The organism is Virgibacillus siamensis (assembly GCF_900162695.1).
Lineage (GTDB): Bacteria > Bacillota > Bacilli > Bacillales > Amphibacillaceae > Lentibacillus > Lentibacillus siamensis_A.
In genome coordinates, this window is record NZ_FUIH01000007.1 from 3,231,506 (window position 1) to 3,253,954 (window position 22,449).

Consider the following 22,449-nt stretch of genomic DNA (forward strand, 5'->3'; position numbering starts at 1 on the left):
CCGGTACGAAATCAATCTTCAAGCGAAGTTATCGACCATCATTAATAAGAAATCAACCTTCACCCGGAATTTATCAACCTTCATGAACCGGAAATCAACCGTCATTTGGAGTAATCAACCCTCAATAGGAGTTATCGGCCTTCAAGCAGTGACAAAGATGTTTTTTTAAATGGTTCACATTTACCCTTGAAATAGCGTATAATTTAGGTAGACTTTTTGAAGGGGAACGTTTATTATGAGCTATCAGGCTTTGTATCGTGTCTGGCGTCCCAGGAATTTTCAGGATGTGGTTGGACAATCACATATAACGAGAACGCTGCAGAATGCAATCGTTCAGGAGAAATTTTCGCATGCGTACATTTTTTCCGGACCGCGTGGAACCGGTAAAACGAGTGCTGCCAAAATTTTTGCTAAAACGATTAACTGTGAAAAAGCCCCTGTGAAAGAGCCGTGCAATGAATGTGACGCATGCAGAGGCATTCAGGATGGCTCCATTTCAGATGTGATTGAAATGGATGCGGCATCACATACCAGTGTTGAAGATATTCGCGATATTCGGGATAAAGTAAAATATGCCTCAAGTGTTGTGCCGTATAAAGTGTATATTATTGACGAGGTTCACATGATTTCGGTCAACGCATTCAACGCTCTTTTGAAAACTTTGGAAGAACCACCGAAGCATGTTGTTTTTATCCTGGCAACGACAGAACCGCATAAAATACCATTGACAATCTTATCACGATGTCAGCGATTCGATTTCAAACCGATTTCCAGTCAATCCATTGTGGAGCGCATGAAAGCGATTGTTGAAAATGAAGGAATCACCGTATCTCCAGAGGCACTTGATACGATAGCATTGGCTGCAGAAGGCGGTATGCGTGATGCATTAAGCATCTTGGACCAGGCTATTTCCTACAGTGATGAAAGTGTCAATCTTGATGATGTACTTGCCGTAACGGGGGGCGTTTCCCAGCAAATACTCACCGAAATTGTAAGAGCGATGTATGAAAAGGATGTGCAGCGTGCATTATCATTACTCGATGAAATGATTCAAAATGGCAAAGATCCGGCCCGGTTTGTATATGATCTTATCTATTTTGCCCGTGATTTGTTATTATATAAAAGTGCACCATCACTCGAAGGCATTCTTGAGCGGGCGATTATCGATGAAAATTTTCAAAAACTCGCCGACACAGTTGCGGTAGACTGGATTCAGGATGCGATAATGCATCTGAACCAGTGCCAGCAGGAAATAAAATGGACGAACAGTCCGAAAGTATTTATTGAGATTGCATTGTTAACGATAACAAATAAAGAATCCGGTGCAGGTGAAACTGCGAATGCCGCTGATTCAGAAGCTGTTAACGGGCTTTTGGGCCGCCTGGAGCATTTGGAAAAAGAACTTGCTGCATTGAAAGAAGCACCTGCAAATGCAGCCAGGCAGGCACCGGCGAATGAGCCGAAAAGAGCACCGTCAAGAGTAACACGAAACAGTTTTAAAATTCCTTATGAAAGAATCCGTAATGTACTGCAAGAAGCAGAAAAGCCCGCTTTGAAAGATGTGCAGTCACAATGGGCAGCATTCCTAAATAAACTGAAGTCAGCCAGTGCTCCGGCACATGCAACGATTCAGGACAGTAAACCAGCAGCTGCATCACAAAAGGCGCTTGTGGTACAGTTTAAGTATGAAATTCATTGCTCATTGTTTTTGGAACACCAAAATACGGTGGAATCCATACTTAATAATGTGACAGGCAAGCAATTGACCATTATTCCGATACCTGCGAATAATTGGCAGGAACTGCGCAATGAATATATAAATCGGCAAGAGCAATCAGCAACGAAACAGGAAGAGCAGGAGGAAGATCCGCTCATTTCCGAAGCAAGAAAACTTGTCGGAGATGAATTGCTGGACATTCACGAATAGAAGGATCAAAAATAAAGGAGGCGATTTCCATGAAAGGTGGAAATATGGGAAATATGATGAAGCAAATGCAAAAAATGCAAAAGAAAATGATGAAGGCACAGGATGAACTGCATGAAATGACATTCGAATCATCTGCAGGCGGCGGTATGGTAACTGTCACGGCAAATGGTAAAAAAGAAATTACAGATGTACAAATTAAAGAAGAAGTAGTTGATCCGGATGATGTGGAAATGCTGCAGGATCTTATTCTGACAGCAACCAACGATGTCATCAAACAAATCGATGATAAAACAAACGAAACGATGGGACAATTCACTAAAGGGTTAAATATGCCTGGTGGAATGTTTTAACATCGTAAGGCGTATAATTGACCTATGCGGAAAACTTAGGCGCTCGCTAAAAGGCAGGGCTCAGCCTGAGTTTTTCTAATTGGAGGCATATTGCATGTATTATCCTGAACCGATTTCCAAACTGATAGACAGCTTTACAAAATTGCCGGGGATTGGACCAAAAACTGCTGTCCGACTGGCATTTTTTGTATTAAATATGAAAGAGGACGATGTACTGGATTTTGCAAAGTCCTTAGTAAATGCAAAGCGGGAACTTACCCACTGCTCCACCTGTGGACATATAACTGATCAGGATCCGTGTCCCATTTGTCAGGATACAACCAGGGATCAATCGATTATTTGCGTTGTGCAGGATCCCAAAGATGTGATTGCGATGGAGAAGATGAAGGAATATCACGGAAAATATCACGTTTTGCATGGTGCCATTTCACCCATGGATGGGATAGGACCGGAAGATATAAATGTACCAGGCCTCATCAATAGATTGAAAGATGAGGAAGTAAAAGAGTTGATTCTGGCTACGAATCCGAACATCGAAGGGGAAGCAACAGCAATGTATATTTCAAGACTTGTTAAACCATCGGGAATTAAGACGACACGAATTGCGCATGGTCTTCCTGTTGGCGGCGATTTGGAGTATGCCGATGAAGTTACATTATCAAAAGCATTAGAGGGCAGAAGGGATTTATAGTGCCTTTCAATCCGAAATCGCAAGTTTTTAAAAAAGTTGGGTGACAGCATGGCTAAAAAAATCAAAAAAAGAGATGTGGATGAGCAATTATTACAATCTATTTTTGCCCTGGAACGGGAATGGAAACAGATTCAGGCTATCCTGGACAAAAGCATTGAACCATCGTTTAACGGAATGTACAATGAGAGACTTGCCCGGGAAAAATATTTATTTCTGCTGCGGGAAGCACGGCGGCGGAAAATAAGTGCCGTCCGATACAGTAAATAGAATGATGTTCTTTTTCCAGTCTCCTTTTCATATATAAGTAGAAAGGGACAAGGAAAAGGAGTGATTCGGCTTGAGCTCAACATTGGTTATTTCGATCATGGTTGCGTTAATTGTTATTCTATTGTTTGTAGGTGCTCCTGTAAAACCGATGCGTTTTATCGCACATAGTTCAATAAAGCTTGGCATTGGCATTTTATTTTTGTTTTTCTTTAATGTGTTCGGGGGAGCAATCGGACTACATATACCGATTAATCTGTTTACTGTAATGATTTCCGGGTTTCTCGGGTTGTTTGGCGTTAGTTCACTTGCTGCCATACAATTAATGTTAATAGCTTAGGCACAAAAGTCAGCGGGATAGGATATACCTATACCCGCTGACTTTTGTTAACCAAGTGAAACATCCAAAATCATCATAATGGTAAATCCTATCATGAGACTCATGGAAGCAAGGTCTGTGTTTCCATTTTCCTGTGAACCGGGAATTACTTCCTCTGCTGTTACAAAAATCATTGCCCCAGCTGCAAAACTTAGTGCATACGGCAGTAATGGCTGCATCAATGTTACTGCCAGGGCGCCAATAACCGCGGCAATGGGTTCAACCATTCCCGAAAACTGTCCATATTGAAAGCTTTTCCATCGTGAAGCACCGTCCCTGCGTAACGGCATTGAGACAGCTACACCTTCCGGGAAATTTTGTATGCCTATCCCAACGGCAAGTGCAATAGCACCGGCAAGTGATGATGATTCAAGTCCGATGGCAGCACTTCCAAACGCTACCCCAACTGCAAGTCCTTCGGGAATATTATGCATGGTGATTGCAAAGACGAGCAGTGTGCCTCGTTTTTTCTTTTCCGGGTTGATTCCCTCCGCCTTCTTTGGGGATGACATTGGATGTAAATGGGGCAGAAGTTTATCGAAGCCCCATAAGAATATTCCCCCCAGCATGAAACCAATTGCTACCGGCATCCAGGATGCACCCCCGTTCCCGCCGGCCATCTCCAGGGCAGGAGCAAGCAATGACCAGAAACTTGCTGCAATCATGACCCCTCCGGCAAAACCAAGCATACTATCCATAAATTTCTGATTAAATGTTTTCGTCGTAAAAACGAGTGCTGCACCGAGAGCAGTCATTCCCCAGGTGAACAGAGTAGCAAGGAGTGCCTGATAAGCAGGATCCAATGATTGTAAGAACTCCATCATTTTTAAGACCTCCTTTTTTGCATGTTACATATAATTTGATATGCAGAAATATCTTCATAAGAATTGTTTGGCAAGTTATTATGATAGTATGTTCAAAATGTTTCCTTAGTGAAAAAGTTTAACCTTAGCCAAAATTAAAGTCAATTATTGTGCATTTCATCGATTTATGCTATGTTTTTTGCCCTTGAATGTGTCAATAAAAAAGCCTTCCTGCATATACTCTATTAGTGATACAAAATTCAATGATTATAAGATTTTTTTGTATAAAATTCGTTAGATTAGGAGATACTAAACTAACGGAGGTGGGGAGATGAAACAAGTAGTTTTACATGAGCGCTGTGGTATTTGTGAAGAGGAGAAGGAGCGGGGAATTCATTTATACAAACTGTTTATCTGCTGTGAATGTGAACGAAACATGATTCACACAGAGCCGCGGGAAGAAAAATATCACTATTATCTACAAAAATTAAAAAATATGAATCAGCCGACATTACATTCTTAAGCTTTTGCAGTTTTACTTGCAAAAGCTTTTTTTCTTGTATGGATCCAACGTATAATTACCTTATAAGAAAAAATTACAGAGGACGGATCACGATGAAGCGAAATCAGCAGGATACACCTTTATTTGATGCCTTACAGCAGTTTACTAAACGCAGCCCGACTTCCTTTCATGTACCGGGGCATAAAAATGGAGAGCTTTTTCCTGATTTTGCCCGGGAATTTTATCAATCTATTTTACCGGTGGATTTGACGGAATTGCCGGGACTGGATGATTTGCATGCGCCGCAGGATGTTATTAAAGAAGCGCAGGAGCTGGCGGCAGATTTTTTTGGCGTGGAACAAACCCATTTTCTTGTTGGTGGAAGCACTGCAGGGAATATCGCCATGGTTCTTGGAGCTTGTAATGCAGGTGACGAAATTATTGTTCAGCGTAACAGTCATAAGTCGGTTTTTAACGGATTGGAGTTAAGCGGTGCGAGACCAATATTTATTGCACCGGAATTTGATGCTGCCGTAGACCGGTATACTGCACCGGATATTAATACATTAAAAAAAGCATTGAAACAGCATCCGGACGTAAAAGCGGTCATGCTGACGTATCCGGATTATTTCGGTCAAACATTTGCGCTGAAAGAAATGATTGGGCTTGCTCATGAATATAATATACCAGTGCTTGTTGATGAAGCGCATGGTGTTCATTTTTCCACGCATAGGGCATTTCCGGTGTCATCCCTGGAATTTGGTGCGGATGCAGTTGTACAATCCGCTCATAAAATGGCACCTGCCATGACAATGGGGTCTTTTCTGCATGTTAACACTGCACATATTGCAAACAATCGGATCACACATTATCTGCAGATGCTTCAATCAAGCAGTCCATCGTACCCGATTATGGCGTCATTGGATTTAGCCAGATGGTTTCTGGCAAATTTGAAAACAGCTGATATAGAAGCCGTCCTGAACAGCGTGCGGCAGGTGAAGGAAATCCTGCAGGCCGGACCATGGCAAATACCGCTCACAGATGATCCATTAAAAATAACGCTGCACATGGAGGAAGGTCTTTGTGCACGTGAGGCTGCCGGTTTTTTTGAAAACATAGGCATCTATCCAGAACTTGCCACACACAATCAAATTTTGCTGATTCATGGTCTTACACCTTTCCGTAATGTGAAGCAGTTGAAAAAAGGAATGGCACGCATTACTGAACAATTAAAAAATACACGGAATCGTGCTACAATAGATTTAAGAAATCTTTTTACAAATCCCATTGAAAAACTGGCGATGCCGTATGGGATGATGCAGCATCAACAGACGAAACAAATACTGCTGGAGCAGTCGGCTGGCTGTATTACGGCAGAGGCAATCGTACCGTATCCGCCCGGAGTTCCTTTCGTTTTGAGAGGGGAGCGGATCACAGAATCACATATCAGCATGATTAAACAACTGATTCAACAAGGTGCAACCATACAGCATCACGATATTATTCGGGGAATCAGCGTTTTTAAATAAAGGAGCAAACTTCAGTGAACGGATATTTTATAACATTTGAGGGTGGCGAGGGTGCCGGAAAATCATCCATTCTTGAAGCGGCAGGCAAAACGTTGTCAGCTTTAGGGTATGATGTTTTAACAACACGGGAACCCGGCGGTATTGAAATTGCTGAGAAAATACGGCAAGTTATCCTTGATCCACAAAATACAGCAATGGATGGCAGAACGGAAGCACTATTATATGCAGCAGCCCGTCGTCAGCATTTAGTCGAGAAAGTATTGCCTGCACTTAAAAATGGAAAGATGGTATTGTGTGACCGTTTCATTGACAGCAGTTTGGCATATCAAGGGTATGCCAGGGAATTGGGAATGGATGAGGTTTTTTCCATCAATCAGTTTGCTATTCAGGATTGCATGCCTGACAAGACGTTATTTTTTGATATTAAGCCAAAAAAGGGATTAGCCCGTATTGCGGCGAATAAAGATAGAGAACAAAACAGGCTGGATCTTGAGAAGCTTCCATTCCATGAAAAAGTTTATGATGCATACCAGATGCTTGTTTCCAAATTTCCTGAGCGTATTCATGTCATCAATGCGGAACTGGCATTTGACCAGGTTGAAAAGGAAACGGTGGAAACCATTATTTCCTGTTTTTCCAAAAAAACGTAAGGGAGGTAAGAAGAATGAAGCTGATTATTGCTGTTGTTCAGGACAAAGACACCAATCGCCTGACAGATGCATTGGGCGGAGAAAATTTCAAAACCACCAAACTTGCAACAACTGGCGGCTTTTTAAAAGAAGGCAATACTACGCTGATGATCGGCTGCGAGGATGAATATGTTGACGAAGCGTTAAACATTATTCGGGATAATTGCTCACAGCGTGAACAGATGGTAGCACCAATCTCCCCGATGGGCGGAAATGCAGATTCCTATATACCAAAACCTGTCAAAGTCGAAGTAGGCGGCGCAACCGTGTTTATCCTGCCAATCGAACAATTTATGCAGTTTTAAAATCAAAAGCGAAGGCGACCTGCAAGCCTCTATAATATGATTGAAGTCCCGTACTGTGGAGGCTTGTTTTGTCTGCTTTACAATTAATATAATTCATATTCTAAGGAATGGTACTTATGAAGACGTGGTCGGAGGTCGCGGAAATACAGCCGCTTGCGAGCAGAATCATTACAAACAGCATAAAAAAAGACCGCATTTCGCATGCTTACTTAATCCAGGGTGCACGCGGAACAGGAAAAAAACCAATTGCCCTGTTATTGGCCAAGACCGTCTTTTGCACGAATAAGTCAGGATCGGAACCTTGTCAGGAATGTAATGCCTGCAAACGAATTGATTCCGGCAATCATCCTGATGTACATTGGATTGAACCTGATGGACAATCGATTCGGAAGGAACAAATTGATCATCTGCAAAAGGAATTTAATTATTCCGGAATGGAGTCAAACAAGAAAGTGTATATCATTTCGGATGCAGATACGCTGACGGTAAATGCAGCGAATCGAATTCTCAAGTTTTTGGAAGAACCAGGTAAAGAAACAACGGCAATTATGTTGACAGATAATAGTCAATCGATCATACCAACTATTCGGTCACGTTGTCAGGTTATTGATTTACGCCCGTTGAATCCGGATGCCTTTCGAAGTCAACTGATGGATGCGGGTATGTCTGACAGGGATGCGTTACTGATGAGCGCATTGACGAATAATTTGGACGAAGCGTTTTCATGGAATGCGGACGAGTGGTTTGCGCAGTCACGAAAATTAATGATACAATGGGTAGAAATGTTTTCCGGTCATTCCAATGATGTTTATTTATATATTCATAATCAGTGGATGCCGCATTTTAAAGACCGGAAACAGCAGGAACAGGGACTGGATTTGTTGCTTTTGGCGTTTAAAGACATACTATATTTTCATATCGGTAGGCAGGATGCGATGGCAGTATTTCCCGGACAAGGGGAAAAAATTGAAGACCTGTCGATGAATTTTTCACAGGTACAGCTGCTGGATATTCTGAATAAAATTCTGGAAGCCAAACGGAAATTAAAACAGAATGTTAATCCGACGCTCGTGATGGAGCAGCTTACCGTTCAAATACAGAGGTGATCTACATGATTGAAGTAATCGGAGTCCGCTTTAAAAAGGCGGGTAAAATATATTATTTCGATCCCGGAGATAATAATATAGAAGTGGACGGCTATGTTGTTGTCGAAACGGTTCGTGGTGTGGAATTTGGCAAGGTTGTTATTACGAATAAGCATGTTGACGAGGAGGATGTTGTACTCCCGTTGAAAAAAGTAATCCGTGTTGCGGATGAAAAAGACAAGATGACAGTCGTAGAAAATCAGCAGCATGCCGACAGTGCATTTAAGATATGTTCTGATAAAATTGTTGACCATAAACTGGATATGAGTCTGGTGGAGGTAGAATATACGTTTGACCGGAATAAATTAATCTTTTATTTTACAGCGGATGGGCGTGTGGACTTCCGTAACCTGGTAAAGGATTTGGCGTCACAGTTTAAAACCCGTATTGAGCTTCGTCAAATTGGTGTCCGGGACGAAGCAAAAATGCTCGGCGGTATTGGTCCATGCGGGAGAATGCTCTGCTGTTCAACTTTTCTGGGTGACTTTGAGCCGGTATCCATTAAGATGGCAAAGGATCAGAATCTGTCATTGAACCCCGCTAAAATTTCAGGTCTGTGCGGTCGGCTTATGTGCTGCCTGAAATATGAAAATGATGATTATGAGACCGCTAAACGGGAATTGCCTGATATGGGTGAGAAAATTACAACTCCATACGGCGATGGAAAAGTGGTTGGGCTGAATATGCTGGAACGCATCATTCACATCGAGATCCCTGAAAAAGAACGGGTTATTGAATATACACTGGATGAACTGATTGATGAAGGAATCATAACAGCGCAAGCCACAGAATAGTGGGGTGATCGGGCGTGAAAAAAAGGAAAATATTTGATCAGGTAACAGATATGGAAGAACAGATAGGCGAATTATACGAACAACTGGGAGATTTAAAGGGTAAATTGAGTGATCTCATTGAAGAAAATCACCGCCTGGAAATGGAAAATCACCATTTGCGTAATCGTTTGAACGACTCAGATGAGGATTTCAAAGATGATGAGATTGTCAATCCGGCCAAGGATGTTCCGGGAGAAGGCTATGATAATCTTGCGCGGCTGTATGAAGAAGGATTTCATATTTGCAACGTTCATTTCGGTACTCCTCGTCAGGATGAGGATTGCTTGTTCTGTCTGTTATTTTTAAACAAAACGAAATAGGGAAAGATTGCTGGCTGTCTCTATTCTATAGGGACAGCTTTTCTACATAAGAGGGAATTCAAAGGTTTGGCAGCTTATTGTCACTATTTAGCATCTTAGTGAATCATTGCATCCAATTTTTGAATGACAGAAAGGGTTTCATAATGGTACCACTTTACGGTGATGAACGAATTGATTACTTGCTTGCAGAAGAATATATGCATATTATACAAAGTCCATCGGTATTTTCTTTTTCCCTTGATGCCGTGCTCCTGGCCCATTTTGCGTATGTACCAATCAAAAAAGGCAATATATTGGATTTATGTACCGGCAATGGAGTCATTCCCCTACTTCTTTCCAGACGAACCAACGCTGGACTGGTTGGTGTGGAAATACAGGAAAGGCTTGCCGATATGGCGAAGCGGAGCATTGCGCTGAATGACATGGGAGATCAAATATCTATAATCCAAGGTGATCTAAGGGATATGAAATCCAGATTACATCACAGTGCATTTGATGTGGTCACATGTAATCCGCCGTATTTTCCCACACCTGAAAAAACCGAACATAATAAAAATAAACATTTAACCATTGCGCGTCATGAGGTTTATTGTACGCTTGAGGATGTTGTGAAAGCATGTAAATTGCACGTTCGGCCTGGGGGAAAAGTTGCGATGGTTCACCGGCCGGGACGACTGGTTGATATTATGGAATTATTCCGCAGCTACCGACTGGAGCCGAAACGTCTGCAATTTGTCTATCCGAAATATGGCAGGGATGCAAATATGATTTTGATTGAAGGGGTACGCGACGGCAAGGCGGATTTAAAGATTTTGCCGCCGCTTTATATATACCGTGACGATAATACGTACACAAAGGAAGCTGAGGGTATTATTTATGGAAGACAATGAACATATCGTTTATATATTAAGATGCAATGATAACACGCTTTACACCGGCTATACGAATGATCTGGAACACAGACTGGAAATGCACAGGGAAGGTAAAGGTGCAAAGTATACCAGGGGCCGGGGGCCGTTTCAAGTGCTGTTTGTAGAAAAGTTTCCGGATAAATCAGAGGCTCTGAGACGCGAATACGAGATTAAGCAGCTGACACGGAAGGGAAAATTCCAATTAATTCGGGAAAAACTGAAAGAAGTGATGAAGAATGATGATTCAAAAAAGCTTTGAGGAACATCATAAGGGAACCGTTTATGCAGTACCAACCCCAATCGGCAATCTGGAAGACATTACATACCGTGCCCTGAAGGTGCTGAAATCTGTTTCTGTTATTGCTGCGGAAGATACGAGGAACACGAAGAAACTGCTGAATCATTTTGACATTGCAACACCATTGATCAGTTATCATGAACACAATAAAAAATCACGGGAAAAGCAGCTCCTGGAATACTTGGAAAAGGGAGAGGCAATTGCTGTGGTAAGCGACGCGGGAATGCCCTCGATTTCTGATCCGGGCTATGAACTTGTACAGGCAGCAATTGAAGCAGAAAAGTCTGTAGTGGTGCTTCCTGGGGCGAATGCAGCCCTTTGTGCACTTGTCGGCTCCGGCCTTCCAGCCGATGAATTTTTATTTTACGGATTTTTGCCACGTAAAAAAAAGGATAAAACAGCTGAACTGGAACGGCTTAAACAAGGAAAGGCAACCATGCTGTTTTATGAGTCACCTTACCGTCTCAAAGATACAATCAAAGATATTCTGGAGCAATTTGGAAACCGACGGGCGGTTGCAGCACGTGAACTTACCAAAAAATTTGAGGAGTATGCACGCGGTACACTGGAAGACTTGCTGAACTGGTCAAGAGATCGTGAATTGAAAGGTGAATTTTGTCTTGTGGTGGAAGGAACAGAAGAAGCATCTCTTCAGGAAGACCGCTTGTGGTGGAGTCATTTATCCATTAAGGGCCATGTGCGGCATTATATTCAGGAAAATAATCTGACAACAAAGGCCGCCATTAAACAAGTTGCAGTGGACAGGAAAATGGCGAAACGGGATGTTTATCAGACATACCATTTAGGGCAATAAAAAAAGCGGCTGACGTTAAAAGGGAAAGGTGGTGCGCGTCAGCCGCTTTTATAACATATTTGTGGTATTGCAGTTAGTTTTTGTCTTTTACCAATCGGGATTGGATTTCGTTAATCAGTTCTTCCGCACCCTCAGGGCTGAGGACAAGTTTTCCATCTGCCAACACCAGATTTTCATCAGATGTTTCTCCGGTAATTTGACAGGTCATTGCAGGTTTGAATTTCTGCAGGATAACCCTTTCTTTATCTACAAAAATTTCGAGCGTGTCTTTTTCTTTGATGTCAAGATTGCGTCGTAATTCAATTGGCAATACAACACGTCCCAGTTCGTCGACTTTGCGTACAATTCCGGTAGACTTCATATTACTAACTCCCCTCTGAAGGATGGAAAAAAACAACCTTGCTGTTTTTTCCGCTTTTTTCAGTACGTATAAAAATTTTTCGTCATGTTTCGACATCTGCTTATGACATATAGTACCAATCATTACTAAAAGTGTCAATAAATTTTTACCGAAAGATAAAATTAATGAGAAAATTAAATAAACTGCAGTGGCGGGCTGTGTAAAGGTGTTGGAAGAAGTTACCACAAATATGTATATAGTTATCAGTTAATGGAAATCTTGTGATAAAATCGCTACAATGGAAATAATGATTGAGGAGGTAAAGGCAATGCCAAAGGAAAAAAACACGTTTTATATAACAACACCAATCTATTATCCGAGCGGAAATTTACATATAGGCCATGCGTATTCCACGGTTGCCGGTGATGCGGTAGCGCGGTATAAACGGCTGCGCGGCTATGATGTAATGTATCTGACAGGAACCGATGAACATGGACAAAAAATTCAACGGAAAGCAAAAGAAAAGGGAATGGAACCGCAGGAGTACGTCGATGGAATTGTAAGCGGAATCCAGGATTTATGGAAAAAGTTAAAGATTACAAACGACGATTTTATCCGTACAACAGAGGAACGTCATAAAAAAATCGTGGAAAAGATATTTGATCAGCTTGTCAAACAGGGTGATATTTACTTGGATGAATATGAAGGGTGGTATTGTACATCTTGTGAGTCTTTCTTTACTGAACGGCAGCTTGATGATGGACATTGCCCGGATTGCGGCGGTCCAGTTGAGAAAGTAAAAGAGGAATCATATTTCTTTAAAATGAGTAAATACGTTGACAGGCTTGTAAGGTTTTATGATGAAAATCCGGAATTCATTCAGCCGGAAAGCCGCAAGAATGAAATGCTGAACAATTTTATTAAACCGGGTCTGGAGGATCTGGCAGTTTCACGGACCACTTTTGACTGGGGCATTAAAGTACCAGGTGATCCAAAACACGTTATCTATGTATGGATTGATGCGTTGACCAACTATATTACAGCGCTTGGCTATGGAACAGATCACGATGAACTGTATCAAAAATTCTGGCCGGCAGATGTACACTTGATGAGCAAGGAAATTGTCCGTTTCCATACAATTTACTGGCCAATCATTTTGATGGCACTCGATCTGCCACTGCCGAAAAAGGTTTTTGCCCATGGTTGGATTTTAATGAAAGATGGAAAAATGTCCAAGTCAAAAGGAAATGTTGTGGATCCTATTCAATTGACGGACCGGTATGGACTTGACGCACTTCGTTACTACCTGATGCGTGAAGTGCCATTCGGATCAGACGGTGTATTTACTCCTGAAGGCTTTGTGGAACGCACCAATTATGATCTGGCGAATGATCTTGGCAATCTGCTGAATCGGACCGTTGCGATGATAAACAAATACTTCGGCGGGGAAATTCCTGCGTATAAATCAGCTGAAACCGAATTTGAAACATCGCTTGAGTCGTTGCAGGAAGAAACGGTGGAAAAAGTGGAAGAATCAATGGACAATATGCAGTTTTCGGTTGCACTTTCGTCGTTATGGAAAATGATCAGCAGAACCAACAAATATATCGATGAAACGGAACCTTGGATTTTGGCAAAGGATGAAACAAACAAAGAACGTCTTGGTAATGTCATGGCACATCTTGCGGAATCCCTGCGCAAAGCTGCGATTATGCTGCGGCCGTTTTTGACCGAATCCCCTGCAGAGATTTTTAAACAATTGGGAATTACGGATGAATCGTTGCAATCATGGGAATCGGTACACGAAAATGGACGTATAGCTGCTGGAACAATGGTTTCAAAAGGCGAGCCGCTCTTCCCTCGACTTGACGTGGAGAAGGAAGTGGAAGCAATTAAGGCAATGATGACCAAAACGGCACCGGAAAAGAAGAATCCTGCTGCCAAAAAAACGCCGGAACAAAAAACGGAGATCAGTTTTGATGAATTCATGAAAACGGATATGCGTGTTGCTGAAGTGCTAAAAGCAGAACCTGTGAAAAAGGCTGATAAATTATTAAAGCTTCAGCTTGATGTCGGAACAGACAAACGCCAGGTGGTATCCGGCATTGCTGAACATTATCAGGCGGATGAACTTATTGGCAAGAAAGTTATTTGCATCACCAATCTGAAACCCGTTAAATTACGCGGTGAAATGTCTGAAGGAATGATTCTCTGCGGGGAGGATGAAGCAGGTAATTTAACCCTTGCTTCCGTTGAACAATCATTGCCGAACGGTTCTGTTGTAAAATAAACCGGATAAAGGTCACCCTCACGTGAGGTGTTGGCCTTTTTCTCTATTAGGAGTGTTATTATGTTAGTAGATACACATGTGCATCTGAATGCAAGACAGTTTTTTGAAGATCGTGAAGAAACGATTCAGCGGGCATTTGATACAGGTGTGAAATATATGGTTGTCGTCGGATTTGACCGGGAAACGATTCCGCTCGCCATCGAAATAGCGGAACAATATGAAACGATATATGCCGCGGTCGGCTGGCATCCGGTTGATGCCATCGATATGACGGATGAAGACCTGAAGTGGATTGAGGAATTATCAGCACATCCGAAAGTGGTCGCCATCGGTGAAATGGGGCTTGATTATCATTGGGACAAGTCACCTAAAGATATTCAAAAGGAAGTTTTCCGCAAACAGATTAATCTGGCCAAAAAGGTTAACATGCCGATTATTATTCATAATCGTGAAGCAACAGAAGACATTATTGAAATCATGCAGGAAGAAAATGCACAGGAAGTGGGCGGAATTATGCATTGCTATAACGATTCCCCGGATTATGTGCAGGCTTGTCTTGACATGAACTTTTACATTTCACTTGGCGGTCCGGTCACATTCAAAAATGCCTCGATGCCTAAGGAGGTTGCTGTACAGGTTCCAGCAGACCGGCTTTTGGTGGAGACGGATGCTCCATTCCTTGCACCCCACCCAAATCGGGGGAAACGGAATGAACCGGCGTATGTGAAACTTGTTGCTGAAAAGATCGCCGAATTGAGAGGGATTTCTTTCGAGGAACTTTGTAACATTACGACAAAAAACGCTTTTTCATTGTTTCATTTTGAATGAAATCAGGGTATTTTGTCATAATTTTTGATAGCTAAAACGATGTAAAATATGGGACAATTTTACGAGATCGGGGTTTTTTTCCGGTCTCTTTTTATATACCATAACCTTGTTATACCAATGGTTACAGGCTACTTGTCACACGATGGTTATTTTCTGTAATTCAATTGTAAACAAACCGTAAACGGAATCCCGTTGCAATTACATAGATTTGTTATATATAATCATAGTCGCGGTAAAGGAGGCAAAAAGCATGAATTTTCTTTCAAGGCTATTGCCGGCGTCGAAATTCAAGCTGATTATTTCTTGTATTGGTGTTATGGCGCTGGTTGTTTTTTCTGGTTTAATCCTATTTGAAGCGACTAAAGCTGAGGTAGCCGTTACGGAAAATGGAGAAAAACAAACAGTCCAGACTCACGCAAACACAGTAAAAGAACTGCTTACAGAATTGGGCATAACGGTTGGAGAGCATGATTCGCTTTCACACCGGGTTAATGCACAAATTAAAGATGGAATGCACATTACATACAAGAAAGCTAACAAAGTGATTGTCAAAGTGGATGAAAACGAACAGATTTATTTTACAACGAAAGATACGGTGGGTGAATTCCTTCAAGCGAATGGAATGCGTATCTCAAAGCATGATGAAGCATCGCACAAGGGATCGGAACCAATCAAGAACGGACTGACACTTACAATCAATAAGGCATTTCAGGTTGCCCTTCATAATGGCAGCAAAAAGGAAAAGGTTTGGGTTACGGGTGGAACGGTAGGAGAACTTCTTAAGCGAAACGGTATTACGTTAGATAAATTGGATAAAGTGAAACCTGCCAAAAAAGAAAAGGTTACGGAAGATACACCGATTAAAATTACCCGTGTAAATAAGGATTTGAAAAGTGTCAAAGAAACGATTGCTTATGATACGGAGAAGCGTGAAGACAGCAATCTGGAAAAAGGTAAAAAACGGGTGATTTCAGAAGGAACAGAAGGTCTGCTCGTTAAAAAATACGAAATTACCAAGGAAAACGGAAAAGTTGTTAATCGCGAATTAGTTGGTAAAAACGTGAAGCGGGAAAGTGAGAACCGTGTTGTCGCTTTTGGAACAAAGGTGGAGCAGGATCTTGTAACATTATCAAGTTCCAGTTCTAACAATAGTTCCAGCAGGTCTAACGATGATTCGGGCAGTTCCAGCTCTGGTAATGATACAACTGCACAACCTAAAGAATCCAGTGACCAGGTCTTTACGATGACTGCTACGGCGTACAGTGCTGACTGCAGCGGATGTTCCGGTTATACGGCAACAGGCATTAATTTACATGCCAATCCGAATAAGAAGGTAATTGCAGTGGATCCAAGTGTCATTCCACTTGGTACGAGAGTATGGGTGGAAGGATATGGTTATGCTGTTGCCGGGGATACCGGCGGCGGTGTGAACGGCCATCATATCGATGTACACATGCCAACCAGGGCAGATGCTCTCGCGTTTGGAACAAGAACGAATGTAACTGTAAAAGTTCTCGATTAAAGTATGATACAATGCTCTTACTACACTGAAAGTAGTAAGAGCATTGTTTTTTGAAATGAGGATGTACGAGTGAAAATAAAAGAAATTATTGTTGTTGAGGGTCGTGATGACACCGCAAAAATTCATCAAGCGGTTGATGCCGATACGATTGAAACGAATGGATCTGCGGTAAATGACACAATCCTAAATCAAATACGTCATGCCAGTAGGAAACGGGGCGTCATTATATTTACCGATCCTGATTATCCCGGGGAACGTATTCGTCATATTGTGGATCAAGCTGTTCCCGGCTGTAAGCATGCTTTTTTGAAACGGGATGATGCCCGTGCAAAACATACTGCGAATAAAAGTCTCGGAATTGAACATGCATCTGTCACAGCCATTCAACAAGCATTGATCGATGTTTACGAGCTGAAAGAAGATGAAACCATTGATATTACAAAGGAAGACCTGTTACATTACGGGCTGATTGGAAGCCCTAATGCAGCCGCAAGAAGAGATAAGCTTTGTGCATTACTGCAAATTGGACATGCGAATGGAAAACAGTTGCTGAAACGCCTATCCATGTTCCAGATTACAAAGGAACAATTTCAAGAAACGGCAAATCAGGTACTGCAGGAGGAAAATGATGACAACTAACAGAATCGCAACGCCAAAGCGAACCCGGGAAATTTTGAATAAATACGGATTTCATTTCAAAAAAAGCCTTGGACAAAATTTTTTAATTGACGTCAATATACTTGAAAATATTATGAAACAAGCAGGGATTGATAAGCACGCAGCTGCAATTGAAGTCGGGCCTGGTATTGGTGCGCTGACCGAACAGCTTGCCATTCATGCCGATAAAGTGGTTGCTTATGAAATCGATCAGCGTCTGCTGCCCATTTTGCAGGAAACACTAAAGGATTATGAAAATGTTCAGGTCATGCACCAGGATATATTAAAGGCGGATGTCAGCAGCGCAATTCATAAATATTTTGATCCCGGAAAGGCAGTGCATGTGGTTGCGAACTTGCCATACTATATAACAACACCAATTTTAATGAAATTGCTTCGCGAAAAACTTCCGGTTACAAGTATTACTATTATGATTCAAAAAGAAGTTGCTGAACGTATGGCAGCTGAGCCGAACAATAAAAGCTATGGATCGCTTTCCATCGCTGTACAATATTATACCGATGCTGAAGTGATTATGAATGTACCAAAAACTGTCTTTATGCCGCCGCCAAACGTTGATTCAAGTGTACTGCAGTTAACTATCCGGGGAATACCGCCTGTACAGGTTGATCATGAAGGGTATTTTTTTGAAGTGGTACAAGCGTGTTTTGCCCAACGGAGAAAAACGCTGCGAAACAACTTGAACCGGCACTTCAAAGGTGTATTCGAGAAGGAAAAAATAACTGAACTGCTGGAGAAGGCGGGAATTGATGGAGGCCGGCGCGGCGAATCATTGGACATGCAGGAATTTGCAGTACTTGCCAATATATTTTATCGGGAAATCGGACATTAAAGCCATTGCACACGTGTTGCAATGGCTTTTTGATTGTTCGGCGGGAGCGCTCTTGTTCGCGGTTACAGCGCTATCTTCGGCGGGATACGCAGATTGTTCAGCGAGGCAGGCTTTTCATATTTGTTTGGGTTAATGTCGCACAGTAATGGGCGAAACTTCATAGTCTATGTTAGGAACAGGTTCACTCGAACGATGCTGTGAGGTGGCTAAATGAAGTTTTCAACTGGAGAATTTGTGACACGTATATCACATAAGCATGATTTATTGTTCCGGATTGCATCGGTTACAGATAAGGTTGCAACATTGCATGGTGAGGATATTCGATTGGCAGCGGATGCCCCCTTTGATGATTTGGTACATGTAGAAGACAGGGATTTAGTAAAAAGGAGAAAGAAGGAAAAAGAGCAAGAGGAATTTTCCTATCGCCTTTTTCGGCAGGATTATCAGTTAATGCGGGAGAAGCGTGAATATCAGGCAAGTAATGGATATCAGCCAAACATCAGTTATTTCCAGATTCCTGCCAAAGTTCTTCACATTGATGGTGATCCCGGATATTTACGAAAATGTATTGAATTATATAACCGGTTGGGATTGCAGGTTCATGGAATTCATGTAGGTGAAAAGGAAATGCCATTCGAAATTGCCGGTTTAATGGAAAAGGTTCAGCCCGATATTATCGTGATTACGGGTCATGATGCTTTTTCAAGGAATAAAGGAGGAAAGGGTGATATTCGGGCGTACCGGCATTCCAAGTTTTTTGGCGAAACAGTACGTGCCGCGAGACAAAAAAGTGCTAATTTGGATCAACTTGTAATTTTTGCGGGAGCATGCCAGTCCCATTTTGAATCGCTTATCCGTGCTGGGGCGAATTTCGCCAGCTCTCCTTCTCGAATAAATATTCATGCGCTTGATCCTGTTTATATTGCTGCAAAAATCGCGTATACACCATTTATGGAAAAAGTAGGCGTATGGGATGCATTACGTAATACATTAACTGGTGAAAGAGGACTTGGCGGCGTGGAAACAAAAGGTCTTTTACGAACTGGCATGCCTTATATCGCGGACGACGAAGCCGATGAAAATAGCTGATGTGTCAAACATCAGCTATTATTTTCCTGGATCATACATATTTTGTTAACAATTTGAAATAATAGGGGAGGAAAGTGAATTTTCTTGTTGACATTAAAAAAGCTATACTGTTATAATATAATGTTTTATTTGACTTACTAAACAAGCTTATGGTATGATAATAAATAGTGAGGTGGAGTATAGTGGCAAAAACATTAGTCGAAATTAAGCAAGGTCTTGAGGGTCAGATTGGCAAGCGATTAAAGCTTAAAGCCAATGGCGGAAGAAGGAAAACAATTGAACGATGCGGCATTTTAGCTGAGACATATCCGTCCGTTTTCATTGTTGAGTTGGATCAGGACGAAAATGCATTCGAACGTGTTTCATATAGCTATGCAGACGTCTTAACGGAAACGGTGGAAATCAGTTTCCAGGATGGTGCGATAATGGTTGAGCAGTGAACCCAGGTTTACTGCTTTTGTCTTTCTTGATATTATTTAGTTTTTCTCTGTTAATGGATTTTATGTCCCCAGGCTAAAAAAATATTTTCCTTTTTTGTATATATCTAACGGGTGTACGACTTAACCATTTACATAAACTATACGTGTCGTAAGCATTCCTTAACAGAAGGGGGAGCTCTTTCATGGGAAGACGTGGAGGAATAATGTCAGACCAAATGAAAGAAGAAATTGCCAAAGAGTTAGGTTTTTACGACACAGTGCAGGAAGAGGGCTGGGGCGGCATTAAAGCAAGAGATGCCGGAAATATGGTGAAACGTGCAATCGAAATAGCTGAGCAGAACATGAATGGCAGACCCTAATAATGGGTTTGCCATTTTTTCCGTTCATAACGGTGTGCAAGCATTCCCTATACAGTCGCTTGCACTTTTTATATATGATACAATTTGTGTACATATTTAAAGTGGGTGACGGAGATGATTATATTTGAACGGGCACCAGCTAAAATCAATTTGTCATTGGATGTTCTTGGTAAACGTAACGATGGATTCCATGAAGTGGAAATGATTATGACTTCCGTCGATTTGACTGATCGGCTTGAATTGATGTCATCAGATAATGGTAAAATTGATGTTGCCGCGGACAATCAATATGTGCCAAATGATGAACGCAATCTCGCGTATAAAGCTGCTCTCGCTTTCAAAAATAAATATCGGATCCATAAAGGAGTCCAAATTAAAATAACAAAGAACATCCCTGTTTCCGCCGGGTTGGGCGGAGGAAGCAGTGATGCTGCTGCTGTTTTGCGCGGACTTAACAAACTTTGGTCAGTTGGGGCTTCGAAACAGGAATTGGCGGAAATCGGGGCTTTCATTGGGTCGGACGTTCCTTTTTGCGTGTATAGTACGACTGCAATTGGGACAGGTCATGGAGAAAAAATCTATGAATTGCCATCACCGCCGCCATTTTTTGTTATCCTGGCAAAGCCGAATATCGGCATATCGACCAGAAATATTTTTCCAAAGGTGAAGATGAAAGAACTCGTGCATCCGGATACACAAGCTGTTATAAAGGCACTTGAAGAAAAAGATTTTCCGGGGCTTTGTGCCGCAGCGGGAAATGCTTTAGAGACTGTAACATTTTCGTTATTTCCAAATGTGGCCCAAATCAAAGCGAAAATGCTCAAGGCGGGCGCTGAAGGCGTACTGATGAGCGGTTCGGGACCGACAATGGTTGGTTTGGTTCAACATTACAGCAAGGCAAAGCGCATTTATAACGGATTAAGAGGTTTTTGTGAAGAAGTATTTATCGTGCAGATGCTTGATCGTCGCTGAATTTGCTAAATACGTATATTAATGGTATATTTAATACAAACATTCGGATTTAGAGGTGCAAATATGAAAAGAAGCGACCGTTTGGTATCGTTGACGAATTATTTTTTTGAAAATCCAAAACAACATACATCGCTGCCATTTTTTTCTGAAAGGTATCAGGCTGCAAAATCGTCCATTAGTGAAGATTTGGTTATTGTAGACCGTGTCATGCGGGAAGAAGGTATCGGATATTTACAGACATCAGCAGGTGCGGCAGGTGGTGTAAGTTATATTCCGTATCTTTCAGAAGAAAATAGTACACAGTTTATTCAGGAGCTCTGCAGAACATTGGAAGACCCGCTTCGTATTCTTCCCGGAGGCTATCTTTATATGAGTGACATTCTGGGGGATCCAAAAAAGGTGAAGCAAATTGGAAAGGTTCTGGCATCCGCGTTTTCCGATCTTGACATCGATGTTGTGGTGACTGTTGCCACAAAGGGAATCCCGCTTGCGTATTCAGTTGCATCTGTTCTCAGTGTTCCTGTCGTTATTGTTCGCAGGGATCCGAAAGTGACGGAAGGCTCATCTGTCAGCATTAATTATGTATCGGGTTCATCCAGGAAGATTCAGACGATGGTGCTTCCAAAACGCAGTCTGCAGGAGAATGCCAATGTATGTATTATTGATGACTTTATGAAAGCCGGGGGAACGATTAACGGCATGACAAGTTTGCTCAATGAATTTAATGCAAACGTAAAGGCGATTGGTGTTCTGGCAGAAGCTGATGATGAGGAAGATGAGCGGGTCGTGGAAGATTATACCTCGCTCGTGAAAATAAAGAATGTAGATATAAAACAGAAAGCGATTGACGTTATCCCCGGGAAACTTCACGGGTAAAACTATTAAAACCTCTCTTTTACAGGGAGGTTTTTAATTTTTTTATATTTTTTTTAAAAATTAGCAGGAATTCTCATAGTTTTGTTGAATATTGGTAATAAGTTCAAAAGGGAAAAGGTGGTGAATCATCATGGAAGTAACTGACGTAAGATTGCGCCGCGTAAACACAGAGGGCAGAATGCGAGCCATTGCATCGATTACTTTAGACCAGGAGTTTGTTGTCCATGATATCCGCGTCATCGACGGGAACAATGGATTGTTTGTGGCTATGCCATCTAAACGCACTCCTGACGGTGAATTCCGGGATATTGCACATCCGATTAATTCAAATACCCGTGCAAAAATCCAGGATGCTGTTTTAGAAGAATATCATCGTGCCGGCGAAGCAGAGGTACAATATGAAGAAGCCGGTGCTTCGTAAATTGCACGTATACAAGAGGTCTAATCTGTAATGGATTAGCCT

The 22,449-nt window shown here is 41.8% G+C and carries 28 protein-coding genes; 26 read left to right on the plus strand and 2 right to left on the minus strand.

Features of this window, described 5'->3' with window-relative positions; genetic code table 11:
* Positions 1-235 precede the first annotated feature (235 nt).
* The 5 genes from dnaX (at position 236) to B1K71_RS19300 (ending at position 3,572) form a co-directional block, all read left to right on the plus strand.
* Positions 236-1,927 carry a DNA polymerase III subunit gamma/tau gene (gene dnaX / locus B1K71_RS19280; protein ID WP_077329889.1) on the plus strand — a complete coding sequence of 564 codons (1,692 nt, stop codon included), beginning with the start codon at positions 236-238 and terminating at the stop codon, positions 1,925-1,927.
* 29 nt (positions 1,928-1,956) lie between these two features.
* The gene (locus tag B1K71_RS19285) at positions 1,957-2,277 is read left to right on the plus strand and encodes a YbaB/EbfC family nucleoid-associated protein (RefSeq protein WP_077329891.1); all 321 of its coding nucleotides are present in this window, start codon (positions 1,957-1,959) and stop codon (positions 2,275-2,277) included.
* 94 nt (positions 2,278-2,371) lie between these two features.
* Entirely contained in the window at positions 2,372-2,968 is a 597-nt protein-coding gene (recR, locus tag B1K71_RS19290) for a recombination mediator RecR (RefSeq protein ID WP_077329893.1), read from the plus strand.
* Positions 2,969-3,016: 48 nt separating this feature from the next.
* Positions 3,017-3,235 (plus strand): YaaL family protein, encoded by a 219-nt coding sequence (locus B1K71_RS19295; protein ID WP_077329895.1) that lies wholly within the window; start codon positions 3,017-3,019, stop codon positions 3,233-3,235.
* A 70-nt stretch (positions 3,236-3,305) separates the two neighbouring features.
* Positions 3,306-3,572, plus strand: coding sequence for a pro-sigmaK processing inhibitor BofA family protein (locus B1K71_RS19300; RefSeq protein WP_077329897.1), 267 nt, complete (start codon positions 3,306-3,308; stop codon positions 3,570-3,572).
* A gap of 47 nt (positions 3,573-3,619) precedes the next feature.
* Here B1K71_RS19300 and B1K71_RS19305 read toward each other — a convergent pair whose 3' ends face one another.
* On the minus strand, positions 3,620-4,435 hold the full coding sequence (locus B1K71_RS19305; protein ID WP_077329899.1) for a ZIP family metal transporter: 816 nt from the start codon (positions 4,433-4,435) through the stop codon (positions 3,620-3,622).
* A gap of 310 nt (positions 4,436-4,745) precedes the next feature.
* Between B1K71_RS19305 and B1K71_RS19310 the strand changes: the two genes are divergently transcribed.
* The 10 genes from B1K71_RS19310 to rsmI all read left to right on the plus strand — a co-directional run bounded on the left by B1K71_RS19310 (position 4,746) and on the right by rsmI (position 11,760).
* Entirely contained in the window at positions 4,746-4,937 is a 192-nt protein-coding gene (locus B1K71_RS19310) for a sigma factor G inhibitor Gin (RefSeq protein ID WP_077329901.1), read from the plus strand.
* A gap of 92 nt (positions 4,938-5,029) precedes the next feature.
* Complete coding sequence (locus tag B1K71_RS19315) at positions 5,030-6,445, plus strand: aminotransferase class I/II-fold pyridoxal phosphate-dependent enzyme (RefSeq protein WP_077329903.1); 1,416 nt, start codon at positions 5,030-5,032, stop codon at positions 6,443-6,445.
* Between the two features lie 14 nt (positions 6,446-6,459).
* A complete protein-coding gene (gene tmk, locus B1K71_RS19320) occupies positions 6,460-7,095 on the plus strand; it encodes a dTMP kinase (protein WP_077329905.1) in 636 nt (211 codons plus the stop codon).
* A 14-nt stretch (positions 7,096-7,109) separates the two neighbouring features.
* Positions 7,110-7,439, plus strand: a complete 330-nt coding sequence (locus tag B1K71_RS19325) for a cyclic-di-AMP receptor (RefSeq protein WP_077329907.1) — start codon at positions 7,110-7,112, stop codon at positions 7,437-7,439.
* Positions 7,440-7,555: 116 nt separating this feature from the next.
* Positions 7,556-8,545, plus strand: a complete 990-nt coding sequence (gene holB / locus B1K71_RS19330; RefSeq protein ID WP_077329909.1) for a DNA polymerase III subunit delta' — start codon at positions 7,556-7,558, stop codon at positions 8,543-8,545.
* A gap of 5 nt (positions 8,546-8,550) precedes the next feature.
* Complete coding sequence (locus tag B1K71_RS19335; RefSeq protein WP_077329911.1) at positions 8,551-9,378, plus strand: PSP1 domain-containing protein; 828 nt, start codon at positions 8,551-8,553, stop codon at positions 9,376-9,378.
* 14 nt (positions 9,379-9,392) lie between these two features.
* A complete protein-coding gene (gene yabA / locus B1K71_RS19340) occupies positions 9,393-9,737 on the plus strand; it encodes a DNA replication initiation control protein YabA (protein ID WP_077329913.1) in 345 nt (114 codons plus the stop codon).
* 143 nt (positions 9,738-9,880) lie between these two features.
* Entirely contained in the window at positions 9,881-10,627 is a 747-nt protein-coding gene (locus B1K71_RS19345) for a tRNA1(Val) (adenine(37)-N6)-methyltransferase (RefSeq protein ID WP_077329915.1), read from the plus strand.
* A complete protein-coding gene (locus tag B1K71_RS19350; protein WP_077329917.1) occupies positions 10,614-10,907 on the plus strand; it encodes a GIY-YIG nuclease family protein in 294 nt (97 codons plus the stop codon). The genes B1K71_RS19345 and B1K71_RS19350 overlap by 14 nt, the downstream gene beginning before the upstream one ends.
* Entirely contained in the window at positions 10,885-11,760 is an 876-nt protein-coding gene (rsmI, locus tag B1K71_RS19355) for a 16S rRNA (cytidine(1402)-2'-O)-methyltransferase (RefSeq protein WP_077329919.1), read from the plus strand. The genes B1K71_RS19350 and rsmI overlap by 23 nt, the downstream gene beginning before the upstream one ends.
* A gap of 73 nt (positions 11,761-11,833) precedes the next feature.
* Here the strand turns inward: rsmI and B1K71_RS19360 are convergent, their stop codons facing one another.
* A complete protein-coding gene (locus B1K71_RS19360; RefSeq protein WP_077329921.1) occupies positions 11,834-12,121 on the minus strand; it encodes an AbrB/MazE/SpoVT family DNA-binding domain-containing protein in 288 nt (95 codons plus the stop codon).
* Between the two features lie 307 nt (positions 12,122-12,428).
* Here B1K71_RS19360 and metG point away from each other — a divergent pair, with 307 nt between their 5' ends.
* From metG to spoVG, 11 genes are all read left to right on the plus strand, one after another.
* Positions 12,429-14,390 (plus strand): methionine--tRNA ligase, encoded by a 1,962-nt coding sequence (gene metG, locus B1K71_RS19365; RefSeq protein ID WP_077329923.1) that lies wholly within the window; start codon positions 12,429-12,431, stop codon positions 14,388-14,390.
* A 60-nt stretch (positions 14,391-14,450) separates the two neighbouring features.
* Positions 14,451-15,218, plus strand: a complete 768-nt coding sequence (locus B1K71_RS19370; RefSeq protein WP_077329925.1) for a TatD family hydrolase — start codon at positions 14,451-14,453, stop codon at positions 15,216-15,218.
* A gap of 250 nt (positions 15,219-15,468) precedes the next feature.
* Positions 15,469-16,740: a G5 and 3D domain-containing protein gene (locus B1K71_RS19375; protein WP_077329927.1), complete on the plus strand. Its 1,272-nt coding sequence runs from the start codon at positions 15,469-15,471 to the stop codon at positions 16,738-16,740.
* A gap of 69 nt (positions 16,741-16,809) precedes the next feature.
* Positions 16,810-17,379: a ribonuclease M5 gene (gene rnmV / locus B1K71_RS19380; RefSeq protein WP_077329929.1), complete on the plus strand. Its 570-nt coding sequence runs from the start codon at positions 16,810-16,812 to the stop codon at positions 17,377-17,379.
* Entirely contained in the window at positions 17,369-18,250 is an 882-nt protein-coding gene (rsmA, locus tag B1K71_RS19385; protein WP_077329931.1) for a 16S rRNA (adenine(1518)-N(6)/adenine(1519)-N(6))-dimethyltransferase RsmA, read from the plus strand. The genes rnmV and rsmA overlap by 11 nt, the downstream gene beginning before the upstream one ends.
* A gap of 210 nt (positions 18,251-18,460) precedes the next feature.
* Entirely contained in the window at positions 18,461-19,339 is an 879-nt protein-coding gene (yabG, locus tag B1K71_RS19390) for a sporulation peptidase YabG (RefSeq protein WP_077329933.1), read from the plus strand.
* A gap of 182 nt (positions 19,340-19,521) precedes the next feature.
* The gene (gene veg / locus B1K71_RS19395; RefSeq protein WP_077329935.1) at positions 19,522-19,779 is read left to right on the plus strand and encodes a biofilm formation stimulator Veg; all 258 of its coding nucleotides are present in this window, start codon (positions 19,522-19,524) and stop codon (positions 19,777-19,779) included.
* 182 nt (positions 19,780-19,961) lie between these two features.
* Positions 19,962-20,138 carry a small, acid-soluble spore protein, alpha/beta type gene (locus B1K71_RS19400; RefSeq protein ID WP_077329937.1) on the plus strand — a complete coding sequence of 59 codons (177 nt, stop codon included), beginning with the start codon at positions 19,962-19,964 and terminating at the stop codon, positions 20,136-20,138.
* Between the two features lie 114 nt (positions 20,139-20,252).
* Entirely contained in the window at positions 20,253-21,110 is an 858-nt protein-coding gene (gene ispE, locus B1K71_RS19405) for a 4-(cytidine 5'-diphospho)-2-C-methyl-D-erythritol kinase (RefSeq protein ID WP_077329939.1), read from the plus strand.
* A gap of 63 nt (positions 21,111-21,173) precedes the next feature.
* Positions 21,174-21,986 (plus strand): pur operon repressor, encoded by an 813-nt coding sequence (gene purR / locus B1K71_RS19410; protein ID WP_077329941.1) that lies wholly within the window; start codon positions 21,174-21,176, stop codon positions 21,984-21,986.
* Between the two features lie 130 nt (positions 21,987-22,116).
* Positions 22,117-22,407: a septation regulator SpoVG gene (gene spoVG / locus B1K71_RS19415; RefSeq protein ID WP_077329943.1), complete on the plus strand. Its 291-nt coding sequence runs from the start codon at positions 22,117-22,119 to the stop codon at positions 22,405-22,407.
* Positions 22,408-22,449: the final 42 nt, after the last annotated feature.